Annotated in this window: 14 protein-coding genes and 1 tRNA gene; 5 read left to right on the top strand and 10 right to left on the bottom strand. The window is 51.1% G+C overall.

Translation table 11 applies throughout. From position 1 onward, the window contains the following. The 3 genes from RIC19_RS05780 to RIC19_RS05770 are packed head-to-tail and all read left to right on the top strand — an operon-like array spanning position 1 to position 4,789. Positions 1–1,605, top strand: coding sequence for an alpha-L-fucosidase (locus RIC19_RS05780; protein WP_350177345.1), 1,605 nt, complete (start codon positions 1–3; stop codon positions 1,603–1,605). A gap of 24 nt (positions 1,606–1,629) precedes the next feature. Then, positions 1,630–3,078 carry a sulfatase family protein gene (locus RIC19_RS05775; protein WP_350177344.1) on the top strand — a complete coding sequence of 483 codons (1,449 nt, stop codon included), beginning with the start codon at positions 1,630–1,632 and terminating at the stop codon, positions 3,076–3,078. A 7-nt stretch (positions 3,079–3,085) separates the two neighbouring features. Beyond that, positions 3,086–4,789 (top strand): FAD-dependent oxidoreductase, encoded by a 1,704-nt coding sequence (locus RIC19_RS05770; protein ID WP_350177343.1) that lies wholly within the window; start codon positions 3,086–3,088, stop codon positions 4,787–4,789. Here RIC19_RS05770 and RIC19_RS05765 read toward each other — a convergent pair. The 7 genes from RIC19_RS05765 to RIC19_RS05735 form a co-directional block, all read right to left on the bottom strand. Further along, positions 4,786–5,106: a GNAT family N-acetyltransferase gene (locus RIC19_RS05765; RefSeq protein ID WP_350177342.1), complete on the bottom strand. Its 321-nt coding sequence runs from the start codon at positions 5,104–5,106 to the stop codon at positions 4,786–4,788. The genes RIC19_RS05770 and RIC19_RS05765 overlap by 4 nt on opposite strands. Positions 5,107–5,177: 71 nt before the next feature. Beyond that, positions 5,178–5,251: transfer RNA gene (locus RIC19_RS05760), tRNA-Ala, on the bottom strand. Positions 5,252–5,304: 53 nt separating this feature from the next. Then, positions 5,305–6,729, bottom strand: coding sequence for an ArnT family glycosyltransferase (locus RIC19_RS05755; protein WP_350177341.1), 1,425 nt, complete (start codon positions 6,727–6,729; stop codon positions 5,305–5,307). 53 nt (positions 6,730–6,782) lie between these two features. Further along, a complete protein-coding gene (locus RIC19_RS05750) occupies positions 6,783–7,394 on the bottom strand; it encodes a hypothetical protein (protein ID WP_350177340.1) in 612 nt (203 codons plus the stop codon). A 3-nt stretch (positions 7,395–7,397) separates the two neighbouring features. Next, positions 7,398–8,381 (bottom strand): YpdA family putative bacillithiol disulfide reductase, encoded by a 984-nt coding sequence (locus tag RIC19_RS05745; RefSeq protein WP_350177339.1) that lies wholly within the window; start codon positions 8,379–8,381, stop codon positions 7,398–7,400. A 56-nt stretch (positions 8,382–8,437) separates the two neighbouring features. Continuing rightward, positions 8,438–10,435 carry a response regulator gene (locus tag RIC19_RS05740; protein WP_350177338.1) on the bottom strand — a complete coding sequence of 666 codons (1,998 nt, stop codon included), beginning with the start codon at positions 10,433–10,435 and terminating at the stop codon, positions 8,438–8,440. Positions 10,436–11,214: 779 nt separating this feature from the next. Further along, complete coding sequence (locus RIC19_RS05735) at positions 11,215–11,661, bottom strand: response regulator (protein ID WP_350177337.1); 447 nt, start codon at positions 11,659–11,661, stop codon at positions 11,215–11,217. Positions 11,662–12,204: 543 nt separating this feature from the next. Between RIC19_RS05735 and RIC19_RS05730 the strand changes: the two genes are divergently transcribed. Beyond that, on the top strand, positions 12,205–13,185 hold the full coding sequence (locus RIC19_RS05730) for a polyprenyl synthetase family protein (protein ID WP_350177336.1): 981 nt from the start codon (positions 12,205–12,207) through the stop codon (positions 13,183–13,185). A 514-nt stretch (positions 13,186–13,699) separates the two neighbouring features. Here RIC19_RS05730 and RIC19_RS05725 read toward each other — a convergent pair. The 3 genes from RIC19_RS05725 to RIC19_RS05715 form a co-directional block, all read right to left on the bottom strand. Then, a complete protein-coding gene (locus tag RIC19_RS05725) occupies positions 13,700–14,143 on the bottom strand; it encodes a GNAT family N-acetyltransferase (protein WP_350177335.1) in 444 nt (147 codons plus the stop codon). A 6-nt stretch (positions 14,144–14,149) separates the two neighbouring features. Next, the gene (locus RIC19_RS05720) at positions 14,150–14,419 is read right to left on the bottom strand and encodes an acylphosphatase (RefSeq protein WP_350177334.1); all 270 of its coding nucleotides are present in this window, start codon (positions 14,417–14,419) and stop codon (positions 14,150–14,152) included. A gap of 108 nt (positions 14,420–14,527) precedes the next feature. Continuing rightward, on the bottom strand, positions 14,528–16,045 hold the full coding sequence (locus RIC19_RS05715) for a T9SS type A sorting domain-containing protein (RefSeq protein ID WP_350177333.1): 1,518 nt from the start codon (positions 16,043–16,045) through the stop codon (positions 14,528–14,530). Between the two features lie 108 nt (positions 16,046–16,153). Between RIC19_RS05715 and RIC19_RS05710 the strand changes: the two genes are divergently transcribed. Further along, positions 16,154–16,312, top strand: coding sequence for a hypothetical protein (locus RIC19_RS05710; RefSeq protein ID WP_350177332.1), 159 nt, complete (start codon positions 16,154–16,156; stop codon positions 16,310–16,312). Positions 16,313–16,394: the final 82 nt, after the last annotated feature.

Here is a 16,394-nt window from a genome sequence, read left to right as displayed (position 1 = left end):
ATGCGAAACATTTACTGGGTAGGAATATTGATAGGCATGCTGGGCACCCTAACCCTGACGGCTCAAAATCAGCCGGAGCGGGAAGCCTGGCTCAGAGATGCGGGGTTTGGCATGTTTATCCACTGGAGCGTAGATGCACAGTTAGGTACCGTCATCAGTCATTCTCTGGTGGGGGCCTCTGAAGATTACACCCGGCGCTACTTTGAGGAATTGCCCAAGACTTTTGACCCTCAGGCTGCCGACCCGGACCGTTGGGCCCGCCTGGCAAAGCTGGCAGGTATGAAGTACATGGTTTTGACCGCTAAGCATCATTCCGGATTCTGTCTTTGGCATACGGAGACTACGGACTTCAGTATTGAAAATACGCCCTACCAGCGCGATTTTGTGGCCGAATACGTCAAAGCCTGCCGAAAATACGGGCTGGCGGTTGGGTTATATTTTTCTCCGGAGGATTTTCATTATTTGCATCAGCAGGGGGAGTTAATTAAGCGCGGGGAAAAAGGGGATCGCCCGGCAGCAGCCAACGAACGCTATATTGACTTTGTAAAAGCTCAAATGAAAGAGCTGCTCACTCAGTATGGGCCCATTGACGTATTGTTTTTTGATGGGAAGAAGAACTTCCTCATTGATGCGCTGAAGCCCTATTGCTGGTCGCTCAAACCGGATGTGCTCATCACTCGCGGGGAAATAGAAACCCCGGAACAGCACCTGCTCGGCGTAGCTTCGGACCGGGTTTGGGAGGCCTGTATGACGATGGGCACGCAGTGGCAATTTAAGCCAACCAATGAATCCTACAAACCGACCTCGCAGGTCATTCAGCTCCTGGCTGAAACCCGGGCGCAGGGTGGAGCCTTATTGCTCAATATTGGGCCGGATGGCTTTGGGGAACTCCCTTTCGAGCAGGAACGCAATCTTACAGAACTGGCCGCCTGGTACTTTATCAACCATGAAGCCATTGATGGGGTGGAACCCTGGCCGGTTACGCACGAAGGGGATATTTGGTATACCAAAGCCAGAGATGAGGATGTGGTGTACGCCATCCTCGGAGGACAAGGGGAGTGGCCGAGAGGCGAGCGGAGGGAATTCCTGCTGCACGCGGTAGCGCCTACTGAGAAAACGAAAATTAGCGTACTGGGGCAATCCGATAAATGGGTGGAGTATATGCCCGAAGTGGATGCCACCTCCCGCTTCCGAAAAGCAGAAAAAGGGATAGAAGTTTCCGTTGTCCGGGCACAGCGTATCTACAATAACCACCGCTGGCCGAATCCAGTTGTGGTTAAAATGGAGCACGTAAAGCCTGCATTTATACCTCCGGTTATTCGGACGTTGCCCGTTGTAGCCGGGCAGTTAGAAGGAGAGTTGGTCGCACTGGGCGATCAATCAGAGGTGCAGATTGGCTTCAAATACCGGCTCAAACCCCAGCGGTTAAATGATATCACCCGCAATACCGATTGGCAGACACTGGATGCCGGAGTGCTAAAGAAGAAAGGGGCTTTTCAGGCTCAGTTGCCTGATTTGCCATCCGGCAGGTATCAGGTTAGGGCGATTGTACAGCATGATTATATTTCTATTGAAGGGGCGATTGAAGAGCTGCTCATACCCTGATTTTTTGAACCAAACAGAATAACCATGACGAGATTGATCTGCTCAATAATTTTGATGGCCTTTTGTGCCCTTTTCTGCCAGCCTCAGCTCGCCGCTCAGTCCGGACAGCAGGCCGGGGCTTCTCCCAATATTCTGTTTTTGTTTGCTGATGATATGCGGGCCAGTACCCTTACCAATCCGGCAATCAAGACCCCCAACCTGGACCGCCTGAGGTCCAGCGGCATGCTATTTGCGGAAGCGCACATTATGGGTGCAGATAATGGTGCGGTCTGTGCACCAAGCCGGGCTATGCTCATGACCGGCCGGCATTTGAGCCGCCTTTTGCCGAAAGGCTTCAATATTCCGGATGATCATGCGCTCCTCGGAGAAACCCTGCAGGCTAAAGGCTATGATGCCTTTGGGACTGGTAAATGGCACAACAGCCGGCATACTTTCAACCGGAATTTTAACAGTGGTGAGCATATATTTATGGGCGGCATGTATGACCCCTGGAATACGCCTTTATACCATTATCAGCCTAATGCGGTTTATACAGACCGCCGCCCGGTTATTCAGGATGACCGGCACAGCAATAAAGTGGATACGCTTCCCGGTGAGTATGTATTTGGAGGTGTTCATGCTTCCGAAGTATTTGCCAATGCAGCGATAGGCTTCATTGAAAGCCGCAGCCCGGACGATAAACCCTTTTTTCTGTACACGGCATTCACGGCTCCGCATGATCCCCGGAGTATGCCCCCGGAGTACCTGGAATGGTACCATCCCGACAGCATAGCTCTGCCACCTAATTTTATGCCTGAGCATCCATTCGATAACGGGCAGTTGGTTATCCGGGATGAGCAGTTGGCAGATACGCCCCGGCAACCGGGAGAAATCAAACGGCATATCCTGGAATACTATGCCATGATCAGCCACCTTGACGCTCAGATAGGGCGCATTCTGGAGGCTTTGGAAAAGTCCGGTCAGCTGGATAATACCATCGTCGTATTTGCGGGAGACAACGGGCTGGCAGTAGGGCAGCATGGGCTGATGGGTAAACAAAATCTTTATCAGCATTCGGTCAATGTGCCTTTGCTCATCGCCGGGCCGGGTATTCCGCGGGGAGATTCAACCCCTGCCTTATGCTACCTTATAGACTTATTCCCCACTTTGTGTGACCTGGCAGGGGCAAAAGTGCCGAATGAGCTGGATGGCAGAAGCTTGGTCCCGGTGATCAAAGGGGAGCAGAAAACCGTCCGTAACGTCCTGCATCTTCAGTACAAAGACCTGCAGGGAGCGATTCGAAAGGGCAATGAAAAGCTCATCCGGTACTGGGTTGATGGAGTGGAGACACTACAACTTTTTGATCTGGAGCAGGATCCCTGGGAGGTTCGGAATCTGGCTGGGCAATACCCCGAAAAGGTCAGTGCTTTGAAACGGGAACTTTTGGAATGGGATAAGCACTACGGTCTGAGTAGCCGAAAAAGTCAAAAATAACAGAGAAATGAAAAGCATAAATACCTGGATTTGGGCAGCCTTCGCCCTGTGGCTGAGCAGCTGCAGCCCGGAAGCCCCGCAGTACGATCTTATTGTTTATGGCGCGACCCCTGCGGGTATTATTGCGGCAGTAACGGCTGCGGACCACGGTGCACGGGTACTGCTGGTGGAACCAATGCACGTGGTGGGCGGCATGAGCACAAGCGGGCTGAATACCGGAGAGAACGAGCACATGGTTGATGATGCCATCACTGGCCGGGCCCGCGATTTCTACATTCGCCTGGGGCAGCTTTACTACGATACGGCCTACTTCCAAACCTTCGGTAATGGTCGGAATCTGGACTTTCAACCGGGTGATCCTGCCTTTTTCTTCGAATCGAAACATGCACAGGCACTTTACGAAACGATGATTGAAGAGGCTGGTGTTGAACTCATCACCGAAGCCCATCTCACTGCAACTACGGTCGAAGAGAGTCGTATTCAGGAAATAGAGCTCAGCAACGGGCGGCAATTTACAGCCCGCTACTTCGTAGATTGCAGCTACGAGGGCGACCTCATGGCACAGGCCGGCCTGCCATACAATTACGGCCGGGAGCCCGTCGAACAATACGGGGAGTCGCTGGCAGGGCTGCGCCTGATTGACGATACCCTCAGCGCACGCACGGTTGATGCTAACGGGGCATTACTGCCTTACTTCAATCGCTACGACACGCTGGTCCCTGGTAGCGGGGACAAACGGGTTATGAATTACAACTTCCGCCCGATTATGACGGAGGTGGACAGCATCAAAGTGCCAATTTACCGGCCGGAGCGGTACAATGCTGCTGACTATGACTTTCTGGCAGATTTCCTGGCTGCTAATCCGGAGACCCATATCTGGGATCTGATCGGCCGGTACCGCCGTGGAGCAGGCAAGTTTGAATTCAATAATCAGCAAAAAGCACTGGTCTCTCTGGGGATGTTTGGTGCCAACGAAGGCTATACCGATGGAGACTGGGCAACCCGTCAGGAGATTTACCAGCTACATAAAGACTGGGCGCAGGGCTTTTTGTATTTCCTGGCGAATGATCCGAGAGTGCCCGCTACTTTGCAGGAAGAAACCCGCCGGCATGGCTATGCCAAAGATGAATTTGTGGACAATAATCATTTCCCCTATTATCTCTACGTCCGGGAAGGGCGGCGTATGCTGGGGCCACAGGTGCACACGCAGCACGATGTATTCCGGGACCGGCAAAAGGAAGCCTCCATTCTGTTGGGCTCGCATTGGGTAGACAGTCATCATGTGCAGCGAATCGCCCTTTCTGACAGTACCTTTACGAATGAAGGGCGGATTTGGGAAATCGTGCTGTTGCCTTTCGAAGTGTCCTATCACACCATTACTCCCCCAAAGTCGTCAGTAAAGAATCTCCTTGTGCCGGTTTGTGCCTCCTTTAGCCATGTTGCTTTTTGTACCTATCGCCTGGAGTCCACCTGGATGCAGGCAGGGCATGCCGCAGGGTTAGCCATCGTTCAGGCACTGGAGAAAGATGTAGCCGTACAGGACATTGATATTCCGGCATTACAAAAAGAGCTGATCGCCGAGGGTATGGTCATCGAGGCGGATAGTATTAAAGTCTACGATGATTATGACTGGATGAAGGGGCACCGCCGCTACGGGCACCGCTATAAGCGGATGTATGAGGCTTATGGTATTGAGTTGGAGGGGCTCTAGCTCAACTCCAACTCCAGCCATACTCTATGCCGGCAGGGGATGCCATTTTCAATAATGGGCTCGGGGTAATTTCTCGTAAAATAATGCCGGTCAATACGCAGCATTTCAAAGCCAGCTTTTTGGTAGAAGGCCAGTTGGGAGATACTGGAATTGCCGGTGGCAACCTGTAGCCGCCTGAAGCCTTGTCGCCTGGCTTCCGCAATAAGGAAGTGCAATAACTGCCTGCCCAGCTCTCTGCCCTGCAGATCAGCCTGAAGGGCTATGTTTTTGATCTCTGCAGCAGGCAAAGGGCTGCCGCAACACGCTCTAAAAGACACCAGGCTCACTGACTTTCTCCTCCCAACAAAAAAGGGCGCTGATCAGCGCCCTTAGAAGTGATTTTAATTAGTGGAGGAAGGGGGATTCGAACCCCCGACCTCTTGCATGCCATGCAAGCGCTCTAGCCAGCTGAGCTATACCCCCGCTTTTAGCGATTGCAAATATAAGTGCTTTTTGGAAAAGGCGCAATACCTGGGCTAATCTTTGCGCTCAAAAATTACAACATAGTCTCCAATATTGGCCACCCGGTCGTAGTGGGCGGCCCGGTAAACGGCGAAACGCTCGGTTTCCACCGGGTAGCGGAAGACCATGAAGCGGGGCCGGGCCGCTTCGATTTTGGCAACTTCCAGGGGCACATCAATTTCCATAGCCTCAATGTGCTTGTCCATCCAAAACAGGGAGGGATGGACGTAGGGGAGGAGGGGCAGCCGGGCGGTCAGGAAGTAAATCGCCTGATCTTCCTGTGTGTAAATGGCCTCGCCGGGCTTGATGCGCTCATTGATATACGCTGCGGCGTAGCGCACGTTGTCGGGGCGGTCGAGGTAGTCTTTCTTCTGCAGGAACAAGTGGGTGATGAACAGCAAGCCGAGCAGAGGGTATCCAATTTTAGGGTTGCGCATCCACTGTAGCCATCGCGGTACCGCCTGTCGGGGCAGCCCGAAGAACTCACCGGCAAGGTAACTGAAAGGCAGCATAAACTGAATGTAATAGTGCCCGAAAGCATTGCCCGGTATCAATACCGACAACAACACAAGCGCGGACCAGATCAGGCCAAACTGCCGGACGGTCAGGTCTGTCTTTTTGTGCCAAATGCTGACCACAAATAATACAGTAACAGGCAGGAACCGCAAGAAAAACTCAAAAAAGAAGACGATATAATGGATGAATGCCCGGGACGAAGGATAGCGCCCGGCTACCGTAATGGAGTTGAACCAGAACCGGTCAAATTCTCCAATTTGGTAATAGTACCCGACCACTGCTGCAAATGGGAGCGCTGCCCCCAATGCCATCGTCAGTGCCCGGCCGAGTGCTCTGACAACGTTGCCCTCCCGCCGCAGTGCCTGGAAAAGGAGAAAGCCCCCAAAAGCCAGCCCATCAAAAAGTACCACATATTTGATTACGAAGCCGATGCCGAGGAGCAGCCCCGCAGCAAAAAAAGCCAGAAAAGAACGGTACTTGAAAAACAATAACAGCGCCCCGGCCGTAAAGAGGTTGAAGTACGTTTCTGTATTCGGAGAAACGCCATATCGGGTGTATAGAGAGTTGAGGATCAAATAGATAATGCCGGCTGAAAGAGCCGCTGCCCAACTGCTGCCTTGTATGCGCTTGGCGCGGTAGAGTAGAAATGACGTCAGCCCAAGCACCAGGGCGGCAAACAGCCGGTACCCCCAAATCGCATTGCCCAGTAAGGATTTCAGGGCAGCGAGGATCAGGAAAATACCGATAGGTTTGGTGTCGATGTAATCTACCTGATAGGTGTAGCCCTGCGCAATCGCATCAGCAATAACGAGATAGGTGGATTCATCGTGGTCAATCACGGAGGGGAAAAATGAAATAAGGCGGATGGCTACCGCAACAAACAGGAAGATGCCCAGTGCTTTGGTCGAGTCGGAAAGTTGCAAAGTTTGAGGTGGTTCGTTTTGTAGCTAGCGATAACACCGCAAATATAGGATAATTAATCCTCGAGGTCGCGCATTTTTCGAAGGAGCTGGTCAATTTTTGCTACAATATCGTTTTGATCCCGGCGCTTGAGCTGCACTGCTTTTCGCGCCAGCTCTTCACTGCCGGTTCTTTCCTGATGCATTTGGGCCAGCAGGGCTTGTTCGTCGCCGGATTCCCAGTAGCCGCTTTCGTCCTCCACTTCCAGGTCGTGCAGGTACTTTTCCCGGAGATAGTGCAGGAGCTTGACCACCACGGCGTGCACTTCAGGGCCCGCTGCCTGTGTGGTGACGGTGATCCAGGTTGGGGTGACGGCGTAGTTGTCGGCTGCGCTTACGGCTACCTGAAGGGGCGAAGTAAGCACGCCAGAGGCTCCGAAACAAAAGTACAACGGGTCGCAGGCTTCGTGAACATTAAGAACAATACCCTTCAGCCCCAGGGCGCCAACGATGGTATGGGCACCTGCGCTATTGCGTTCTATCCGGGCGTCAGGTTTGCGGTCCCAGTGCCCGTCTAGTACGCTGCTTTGCCAGTGCACGGACCGCCCGATATCCTCAAGCTCATCCAGCATGGGCGCTAATTGCCGTTTATCAGTTAGGGTGCCGCGGTAGTGGAGGCTGAGTCCCATGAGTTAGGTGGTTTGCAGTTGCGGTATGCGCCGGGCGATTTGTTTGGCGATGACCGTGCCATGGTCCCTGGTATTCTCAATGAACAGGGAATTGGTCTTCATGCCTGCGCAGACGACTCCGGCGAGAAACACATTCGGCAGACTGGTTTCCAAGGTATCGGGATCATGGCAGGGTATGCGTGCTTCATCCTCCGGGATATCCAGTCCAAGGCGGTACAGCAGGTCGTAGTTGGGGCGGTACCCCGTCATCGCCATCACCCAGTCATTGGGCAGTTCCACCTCGCCTTCCGGGGTTTGCAGCACTACTTTACCGGGGTGAATAGATTGAACGGTGGTATTCCAGTAGGTAGGGATGCTGCCTTCTTTGATCCGGTTTTCAATATCCGGCTTAATCCAGTACTTCACGCCTTTATAAATGGCATTGCCGCGAATGGCCATAGTGACCTTCGCGCCTTTGCGCCATAGCTCCAGAGCAACCTGGCAGGCCGAGTTGGCCGCACCAACGACCAGTACTTCCTGCCCGATATACGGGTGGGGATCATCATAGTAATGCCTGACCTTGGGAAGGTCCTCGCCCGGTACGCCCATCATATTAGGGGAATCGTAGAAGCCGGTCGCAACCACCACCGCTCTGGCCTGATACCGCCCCTTCGAGGTAGTGATCACATAGCCTCCTTCGTGAGGTTCCATGCTCATGACGGGCTCATAAGTCTGAATGTTGAGGTCCCAGGTCTGCTGAATACGCCGGTAGTACTCCAGTGCCTCCCGGCGGGTGGGTTTGTCCGTGTGAGAAATAAAAGGCACCTTCCCGATTTCCAATCGCTTGGATGTGGAGAAGAAAGTCATGTTATCCGGAAAATTGTAAATAGAGTTGGCGAGTACGCCTTTTTCGAGTACCAAATGACTGAGCCCTTCTTCACTGGCCGCTATAGCACAGTTGAGCCCCGTTGGTCCTCCTCCGATAATGACTAGATCGTAATTTTCCATGATTGTCTTCCAATTTTTTAGACAATCATTCAACGCAAGAATGGGGGGCAAGGTTGTTAAGATTGGCCTACCACTTGCTGTAATATACTTTTGAACAGCCGTTCGGGCTTAACGGGCTTTAAAACGTAGTCATTGATTCCGATGGACTGGCAGCGCTCTTGTTCCTGTTTGGATTCGTTGGCGGTTAGGGCAATGATAGGGGTTTTAGAATGGCCCCTGATTTTGATAGAGGCTTGAATGCCGTTGAGTACAGGCATTTCAAGGTCCATCAGGATCAGATCATAGCTGTTCTGGCTGGCTAGTTTGACCCCTTCCATACCATTGGAGGCTAAATCGACAGCTACTTTGTCGGACCAGTTGGAGAGCATGCGCTTGGTTGCCAGGCGGTGCAGGTCGTGGTCTTCTACCAGCAAGATGCGCAATTGCTGCAAGGGTTTGTCAGGCAGAGACTTTGGCTGCTTATCCGGGGTGTCAATGGGAAGTTCAACTTTGATTTCAAACTTCTGGCTTGTTTTACGGACCAGCTTGATCGTGCCGCCCATAATGGAAGTGATCTGCTTCGCGATGATTAGCTGTAGCATCCGGCTGGATTCCACGCTATGGTCTTTAATGATATCCTCATCCTTCATCAGCTCAGTGGCTTCGTCCGGGTCAAAGTCTTCCGACTGGAACATGCATCGGACGAGTAGGTGCAAATTAGCGTTGCGGCTGCCCCGTACCCCCATCGAAAGCCTGATTTTGGCATCAGGAATAGTATAGTTGACTGCCAGCTCTATGGTGTTGTAAATGAGCTGAGTGAGCCGTTGGGGGTCACTGATAATGGTATCAGGTAGCTTCTGAGATACGTCTAGTGTGAGCTCACTACCTGACTTTTCAGCTCTGATTTTGGAGATGTCCAGAACAGTTTTCAGCATGTGCGAAACCTGGATTTCCGTGAAGTTTAGGTTCACCTGCTCGGTGCGAAGCGTACTCAGGTTGATCCAGTTATTGAGTGCGAAGCTGAGGTCTTCTAAAGAGGACTTAATGCCCCTGATGTAATCTTTCTGTTGTTGCTGAAGCGAAGTTTCTTCCAGCAAATAAATAAAATTGATCACAGAGGCGATCGGGGTCCTCAGGTTGTAAGAGAAGTCAGAAAACAGGACTTTGGGATTACTAGTCTCCGGTTTGCCCGGTGCAGGCTCCACACTTGTATCACTTGTATCGGGCTTGTTGGGCGTTTCAGCGTCTGTATCGGGCTCACCTTGAGTAGTCGGATTAGCAGGCTCAGAGGGCTGATGTGAAATGTCCTGAATGCTGCCCAAGAGCATCATCTGACTGTCTTTTTCTACGTAGCTCACTTGCGCATTGACCTGTACATGCCTGATCAGCTTGCTATCAATCACAATCCGGTGGTTGATGGCATGAGGCTTGCCGTCCCTCATCGCTTCTTCAAAGAATTGCTCAACTTCTGACCGGTCATTAACATGAACGTACTTAAGGTATTCGGAAAGAGAAGGGACAAAACTCCCGGGGTGGAATCCGAAAAACCGGAAAATCTCATCGTCCCAGTGCATGGAAGTGTCAACAATATTCATCTCCCAACGGCCAAACCTGGCAATCTTGAGTGCACGGCGCGTTCGTTCTTCGTTCTTACTTAAATCGTCAGCTTTTTTCTGAAGCTTGGACTGCGTAGCGAACCGTTGAAGCGAGTAGTTGATGGTTTTGACGAGTAGGCGGTGGTCAAAGGTGCCCTTTACCAAAAAATCCTGGGCTCCGGCTCTTACCGACTGAATGCCCATGATTTCGTTTTTGTAACTTGTCATGACAATAACCGGGGTATCAGGCGCCTTTTCCCGAAACTGCTGTAAAGTCTTGAACCCGGACACATCTAGTAAATTGAGATCTAATAATACAATCTCGGGTGAGCATTCCCAAAGCTTTTCCAGCCCTTCTGATAAAGAGTCAGACTTGAATAAGGTGTGTTTGTAATTGGCTTCCTTAAGGAAAGCCTCAATCAGAACAACGTCTGAATCGTTATCTTCGATGATTAAAATTCTCGTACTACTATTGCTCATAACCATTAACCACTTCTTTCCTTAGTTTTTGTATACCTGTTTTCCACTTTGTGCTGCTTGTAAAGGCTATAATACTATCCGGTCTGTCTGCATATTTTAAGCGCGCATCATAAGCGTGCATTTGTAATATTCAAGTCCAGATTCGGTTACAGCGCCAATAAACCACTAAAGGGTTCAGGTCTTTATTCTCTGGCACTTACCTTAGCAACGTTACCTTGACTGTTTAAACCTGCAACAGTAAGAGTAAGTACCACCAATAGCTGCATTCTTCTGAATGCTTAGCGACGCGCAACAAATAACTGTCTGCTTTCCAGGAGTGCTTTTTCCTTTATCCGGCGTTGAAGAACCGCTACCCTTAGCCCCGCTAAGGGCAGGAATCCCGCAATGCTGCGGTGCAGGCTTTGACTAAAGAAAAAATCACTGCCCTGGCCAAACATGACACTTATTAATCGCGCGTCGCTTAAGACTATGTTTGGAGCGGATTCGTCATGAAAATCAAGGAGTTGTGGTGCCGGCTAAATCTTTTTTTGCGCGTTTGGCGGACCAAATGAGCTAAAAAAGGTGAGGCCAGAGCCTGTACCGCATTTCTGCGGGTTTATAAGTCCTTGATTTGCAATAGGAGCAAGCTCCAAGCATAATCTAAATAGTGTTTCACGGTAAGTTCATAACCGAAACAACGGTTTCAGCTCGGCTATGTGTGCATCCGGTCTTAAGATGTGTTAAGTTAGTCGTAACCGGTGCTGATTTATAATCGGCAGGGAAAAGTACAACCAGTGGGTTTACGAAACCTTGGTCGGTAAAATCGTTGTAGAAAGCCAGAAGTCTTCTATCTTATGAATGATTTCAAAAAATTTATCAAAGTCGATCGGTTTGTTGATAAAGCAATTGGCATGTAAGTCGTAGCTTTTTAAGATATCTACGCCTGCGTTCGAAGTGGTGAGCACAACAACAGGAGTACGTTTCAGGGTCTGATCAGATTTTATGACCCCAAGTACTTCCCGGCCGTCCCATTTAGGTAGGTTCAAATCCAGTAATATAAGATCAGGCAATGGCGCATCTTCGTAGGGGGCCTCCCGGCGTAAGTATTTGATGGCTTCAATGCCATCAGTTACTACATCAAGCTTAATGTCTTTTTTACTTTCCCTGAAAGCTTCTTGGGTAAGTCTGACATCCCCCGGGTTATCCTCAATGAGCAGGATATTGTGTGCTTTTGTTTTGTTGACCATATTACCAATTTCACTAATTGGGTTTGAACTCCGATTCTCAGCGGGCATTATCTGTCATTGCTAATCCCAAAAAGCAAGAGACATGATGCTGCGTGAGCCGTTGTCAATTGTGTGTGCTATATTTTTTTCGAGCTTTGTAGCCGTAAGGCAATGTAAAGTTAGGATTATTTTGACAAAAAAATGAAAAGCGGACGGCTTAATTAGCGTTTTTCCTGTCACCTTTTTGTAGTCTTTGGTCTGCCAGGTGTTTTTGTGATATTCGGGACAGCCGGGCAGGCTGTGCTTTTTGCTCCAAAAGAAGGCAACTCCTGAGCGGTAGCGGCACTTTTCCCTTTCGAGGCCGTTAAAATAAGCAACCGTACGATAGCAAATAAGCGGTCAGGGGAAAATCCAGCTGCAGCAGGAAAGACTTCAAGTGCTTACCACAACAAAGATCAGCGCTCCTAACCGGTAGGCTAAAAAGCATAAAACTGAAAACTCTCCCGATTTCACATTGGTGGAAAGGAAGGGCTTGCCTATCTTTGCCGAAATACCTGACCGTTTATGCTTGAGATCAAGTCGCTTCACGAAGCCTTTGAAGCTTACCGCCAGCAGCACACGTTCGAACAGCCCCCCAAAGGCCTTTATGAGCCCGTAGAGTACATTATGTCTTCTCCTGGTAAGCGGTTAAGGCCTATCCTCGCACTCATGGGGGCGGCGCTCTTCAAGGGCGACCTGTCTAAATGCCTGCCAGTGGCTATGGCGGTAGAAATATTCCACAATTTTTCGCTGGTGCATGATGATATTATGGATGAAGCCCCCCTGCGCCGGGGGCGCCCCGCTGTACATGCCAAATACGGACTGAATACAGGTATCCTTAGCGGTGATGTCATGCTGATCTATGCCTACAAGTTCCTCGCACAGGGGGCACGTGCGCCAGGAGAGGTCGCTAATTTGCTGCAAGTGTTCAATGAGGTGGCCATTGAAGTCTGCGAAGGTCAACAGTTTGATGTTGATTTTGAGTCCCGGGCTGATGTCACAATTTTGGAATATATTAATATGATCGAGCTCAAGACTGCTGCCCTGATCGGAGGGAGCCTTCAAATGGGCAGCATCACTGCCGGTGCCGATGAAGCCGCTCAGGCTAAGCTCCGGTCTTTTGGCCGCAATATCGGAATTGCCTTTCAGCTGCAGGATGACATCTTGGACACCTTCGGCGACCCCGAAAAGTTTGGGAAACGGGTGGGGGGAGACATCCTGCAAAACAAAAAAACATTTCTGATCCTGAAAGGGCTGGAATTGGCACAAGGCGAAGCTCATGATACCTTGCACCTGCTGATGAGCACTACCCCTGAGGACGAGGCGCACAAGGTACAGACGGTCACACAGTTGTTGCGGGATCTGGACATTCCCGCCTGGGCAGAAGCACAAAAAAAGAAGTATCAGGAAGCAGCATTCGGTGCCCTGGGCGCATTGCAGGCACCCGAAAGTGGAAAACAACAGCTCCGCGCCTTGTCTGAACAGCTACTGGTGCGGGAGTCGTAAACCAAAGTTATGGGCAAAAGAAAAGGAGCAACCACCGTAAAGTGGCTACCCCTCACACTATGAAACACTATAAGTTAGTCTGTCTGAGGTACTATGCCTGTGTATTATCACCGCACATAACTGTACAGGCTGAAAAAGGCACAGCACGACGAAATGCTTAGACTATGTTTGGAGGTAATTTACTTTTGAAAAGTAGTGATTTGTGGTTCTGACTAACAGTTTTGAAGGAAGTTAAGCGGATTAAATGACCGCGAAAACCGGACGCCATAGCCTGCCCCGCATTTCTGGGGGGGTACAAAGCACTAATTTGCAACGTAAAGGTCGTTCCAAACACATTCTTAGGCGTACTCCAAATCAGAGTGCCTAATACCACGATGAGTTAGCATAAGGTAATTACCACAAACCGGAAGGAAGGCCGGGAGGGTAACAGCCTTTGTTTGTTGTGTAGTTTTACTGGACTTGAAAACGGTTAATTTAACCGCATCATTTCAAATGTATCAACAAATTTTAACAATTACAAGAAAATTTTGCCATTCCACCATTCTTGCTCAATTGTTGCAGCCTTTTTCTTGTAGAATTGGATCGCAGGCTCATTCCAGTCTAAAACCTGCCATTTCGCCAAGCGGCAGCCTTTGGCTCTTGCGGTTCCTAAAAACGCTTCAAACAGGGCTTCCCCAATACCTTGGCGCCGGTGGGCTTCCTGTACCACAAAGTCTTCGAGGTAAAGCATTTTCCCCTTCCAGGTCGAGTAGGTCATGTAGTATAGCGCCATGCCTACCACCGACTGCCCGGCTTCTGCAACCAGGGCTTCAAAAACGCCTTCCCGGAAGTCGCGCTGATAGTCCTCCAGTGTGGCGGTGAATTCGTGGGCAGCTTGCTCATATTCAGCCAGCTCCAGTACCAGGTTATGGATGTCGGGCAAGTCTTCGGCGGTAGCCTGCCGGATATTGATCTGCATAGGTCGTTATCTTAGGATTTCAAATTGCTGACAGTCAGAAACAGGTTGTGCTTTCGTATCTACGGCGTCCACACGGGCGTGAGGCGGGCCCTCATGGCACCAGTTGATCCACTTTTGCAAATCGGCTTCAGGGCCCTGCCCAACAGCAGTGACGCTGCCATCGGGCTCATTCTTAACCCAGCCGGTAATGCCAAGCTGTTGTGCCTTTTCCCGCGTCGACGCTCTGAAAAATACGCCCTGCACCTTACCTGTTATCCGGAGTTTCACTTGCTGCATAGCATGGTGGTTTGCGTTCATGAACTCTAATATACAAAAAAGGGGCTGCGCATGGCAGCCCCTGAGAGATTGAGGTTGTTCGCCATTCTGAGCATGGCGAAGGTACAGTTACTGTTTAATCACTTGCTGTGTGAATGTCTTTGATGCATCCGTAACCTGCAGCAAGTAGCTGCCTGCCTGCAGGTGCTGCAAGCTCATCTGATACTGTTGCCAGCCTGCCGCTGTGGCTGTCTGTGTGCCCCGCATCAAGAGCTGCCCGTCCAGGCTAAATACGCGGTACTCAACAGGGCCAGCTTCCGGAACGTAATGCCCGATATTCAACTGTTCCCGTACGGGGTTCGGTGCAACCTGAGGCATTACCTCTACGGGCGCTGCCCGTTCCAGGCCAGTAATAACCTGCACATCGTCCTGACGGTAGCGTGGCGCCTGTCCCGCTTCAAATACCGGCAGGTATAAATCTGCGGACTTGTGACCGCCCCGCCACAATTGCAGGTAGTAAGGCTGCCCTGCTTTCAGCGCCTCCTGTAGGTGCGGGGTCGATTCATCATCGCCCCAGACCGTAAGGGCAAAGTGCTGCCCTTCGTAGCGGCTGCGCCCGAAAACATGGCCTTCCGCATCGGTAACCACAACTTCATCGCCCGGTAGCAACCACCGGTTGGCCACTGTAGCAGGTAGGATAAGGGTGGCGCTGTTGCCGGTAGGTAAGAAGTTGTAGGCCGCCCGCTCTTCCAGTGCCTGTTCGCCCGGAGCATCAGGTGACGCATACAGGGCATTAATGTTAGGGTCGATCAGGGTGTTGGGGCTGTAAATCAGGATGTCAGGGCCGGTAAGCCGCAGGTGGTAGCCCCGCCCCGGCATCATATTGCCAATGTCGTCGATGTTCAGGGTCGGGATATAGGTATCACCCGTACCATTTTTGGCAATCAGCAGGTTGGGCCCAATACCTGACAGCTCACTACTAATAGGAGAGGGGCCGTCCTTAAGGTAAGCCACGATCTGCCAACCGGAGCTGAGCGGGATTTCAGTCTGTGGGTCCATTTGTTCGCCGGTCAGGGTGAGCACACGGGTGTTGGACATCTTGACCTGATACCCCTGCAGCATATCCCAGGTCCCAATATCATTGATGTTGAAGGTGGGGATATAGGAGTTGCCCAGGCCATCTTTTACGATGATCACATCGTTATCTACCGGGCTGAAGATCTGATCCATCGCGAGATCGGGGGGCATCACGTAGCTGGAGATGGTATTCCAGCCTATATCCAGGATGATGTCCAGGGAAATGTCCAGCGTCACCGTCAGGCTCACCAATTGGCTGATGCCGTCGCTGGCGTAGCTGTCCGTATGGCTGATGAGAATGTTCGTGGGTGCATAGGTCGCTGCGGCCTCATAAGCGGTGGCCTCAGAGGTGCGCCAGACCATAACGGTGAAGGTTTCGCCCGGTGCAAAGCCATCTTTTTCCGGGGTTTGGCTGTCGTCGCCGTACACGGTGATGACGGTGTTGTTTTGCGGGGTCCACTGCCCGTAGCCGGCACAACGCATGGTGTCGTTGTCGGTGTAAAAGAAACCGATCCAGTCATCCGTAGTCAGGGGTTGCCCGTCAATGCTGCTTAACAGGTCGTCGGGCACAATAACGCTGTGGTTGTTGCCGGTGACGGTAAAAGTCCAGGGGGCGCCCGTTGTTGGAATGTAGATGCTGTCGAGTTTGCTGAGCCCGTCCAGCGCAAAACGGTTGGTATGAGAAATGATATTGTCGATGGGGGCGTAAGCGCCCTGCGCATCCAGCGTATCCTGTGTCAGAGCCTGCAGAACGCGAAGCTGGAAGAACTCTCCTTCATCACACCACTAGACATTTTGAAAAATCAATTGATATTGCCCCTTGGTGATTTTGCTTAAATATCGTTTAAACTGTGCCAAGTTCAGCGCCCTGCGTTTGAGTATATCGAGCCCTTTTAGGAAAATCGATACAGCCCTGTAC

Source organism: Phaeodactylibacter sp., assembly GCF_040219495.1.
GTDB lineage: Bacteria > Bacteroidota > Bacteroidia > Chitinophagales > Saprospiraceae > Phaeodactylibacter.
This window is presented reverse-complemented; position numbering and strand designations above follow the sequence as displayed.

Coding starts and splice junctions, on each gene's coding strand:
- RIC19_RS05770 (WP_350177343.1), top strand. CDS start 3,086: ATGAAAAGCATAAATACCTGGATTTGGGCAGCCTTCGCCCTGTGGCTG.
- RIC19_RS05740 (WP_350177338.1), bottom strand. CDS start 10,435: ATGAGCAATAGTAGTACGAGAATTTTAATCATCGAAGATAACGATTCA.
- RIC19_RS05720 (WP_350177334.1), bottom strand. CDS start 14,419: ATGCAGCAAGTGAAACTCCGGATAACAGGTAAGGTGCAGGGCGTATTT.
- RIC19_RS05745 (WP_350177339.1), bottom strand. CDS start 8,381: ATGGAAAATTACGATCTAGTCATTATCGGAGGAGGACCAACGGGGCTC.
- RIC19_RS05725 (WP_350177335.1), bottom strand. CDS start 14,143: ATGCAGATCAATATCCGGCAGGCTACCGCCGAAGACTTGCCCGACATC.
- RIC19_RS05735 (WP_350177337.1), bottom strand. CDS start 11,661: ATGGTCAACAAAACAAAAGCACACAATATCCTGCTCATTGAGGATAAC.
- RIC19_RS05780 (WP_350177345.1), top strand. CDS start 1: ATGCGAAACATTTACTGGGTAGGAATATTGATAGGCATGCTGGGCACC.
- RIC19_RS05775 (WP_350177344.1), top strand. CDS start 1,630: ATGACGAGATTGATCTGCTCAATAATTTTGATGGCCTTTTGTGCCCTT.
- RIC19_RS05710 (WP_350177332.1), top strand. CDS start 16,154: ATGAGAAATGATATTGTCGATGGGGGCGTAAGCGCCCTGCGCATCCAG.
- RIC19_RS05750 (WP_350177340.1), bottom strand. CDS start 7,394: ATGGGACTCAGCCTCCACTACCGCGGCACCCTAACTGATAAACGGCAA.
- RIC19_RS05730 (WP_350177336.1), top strand. CDS start 12,205: ATGCTTGAGATCAAGTCGCTTCACGAAGCCTTTGAAGCTTACCGCCAG.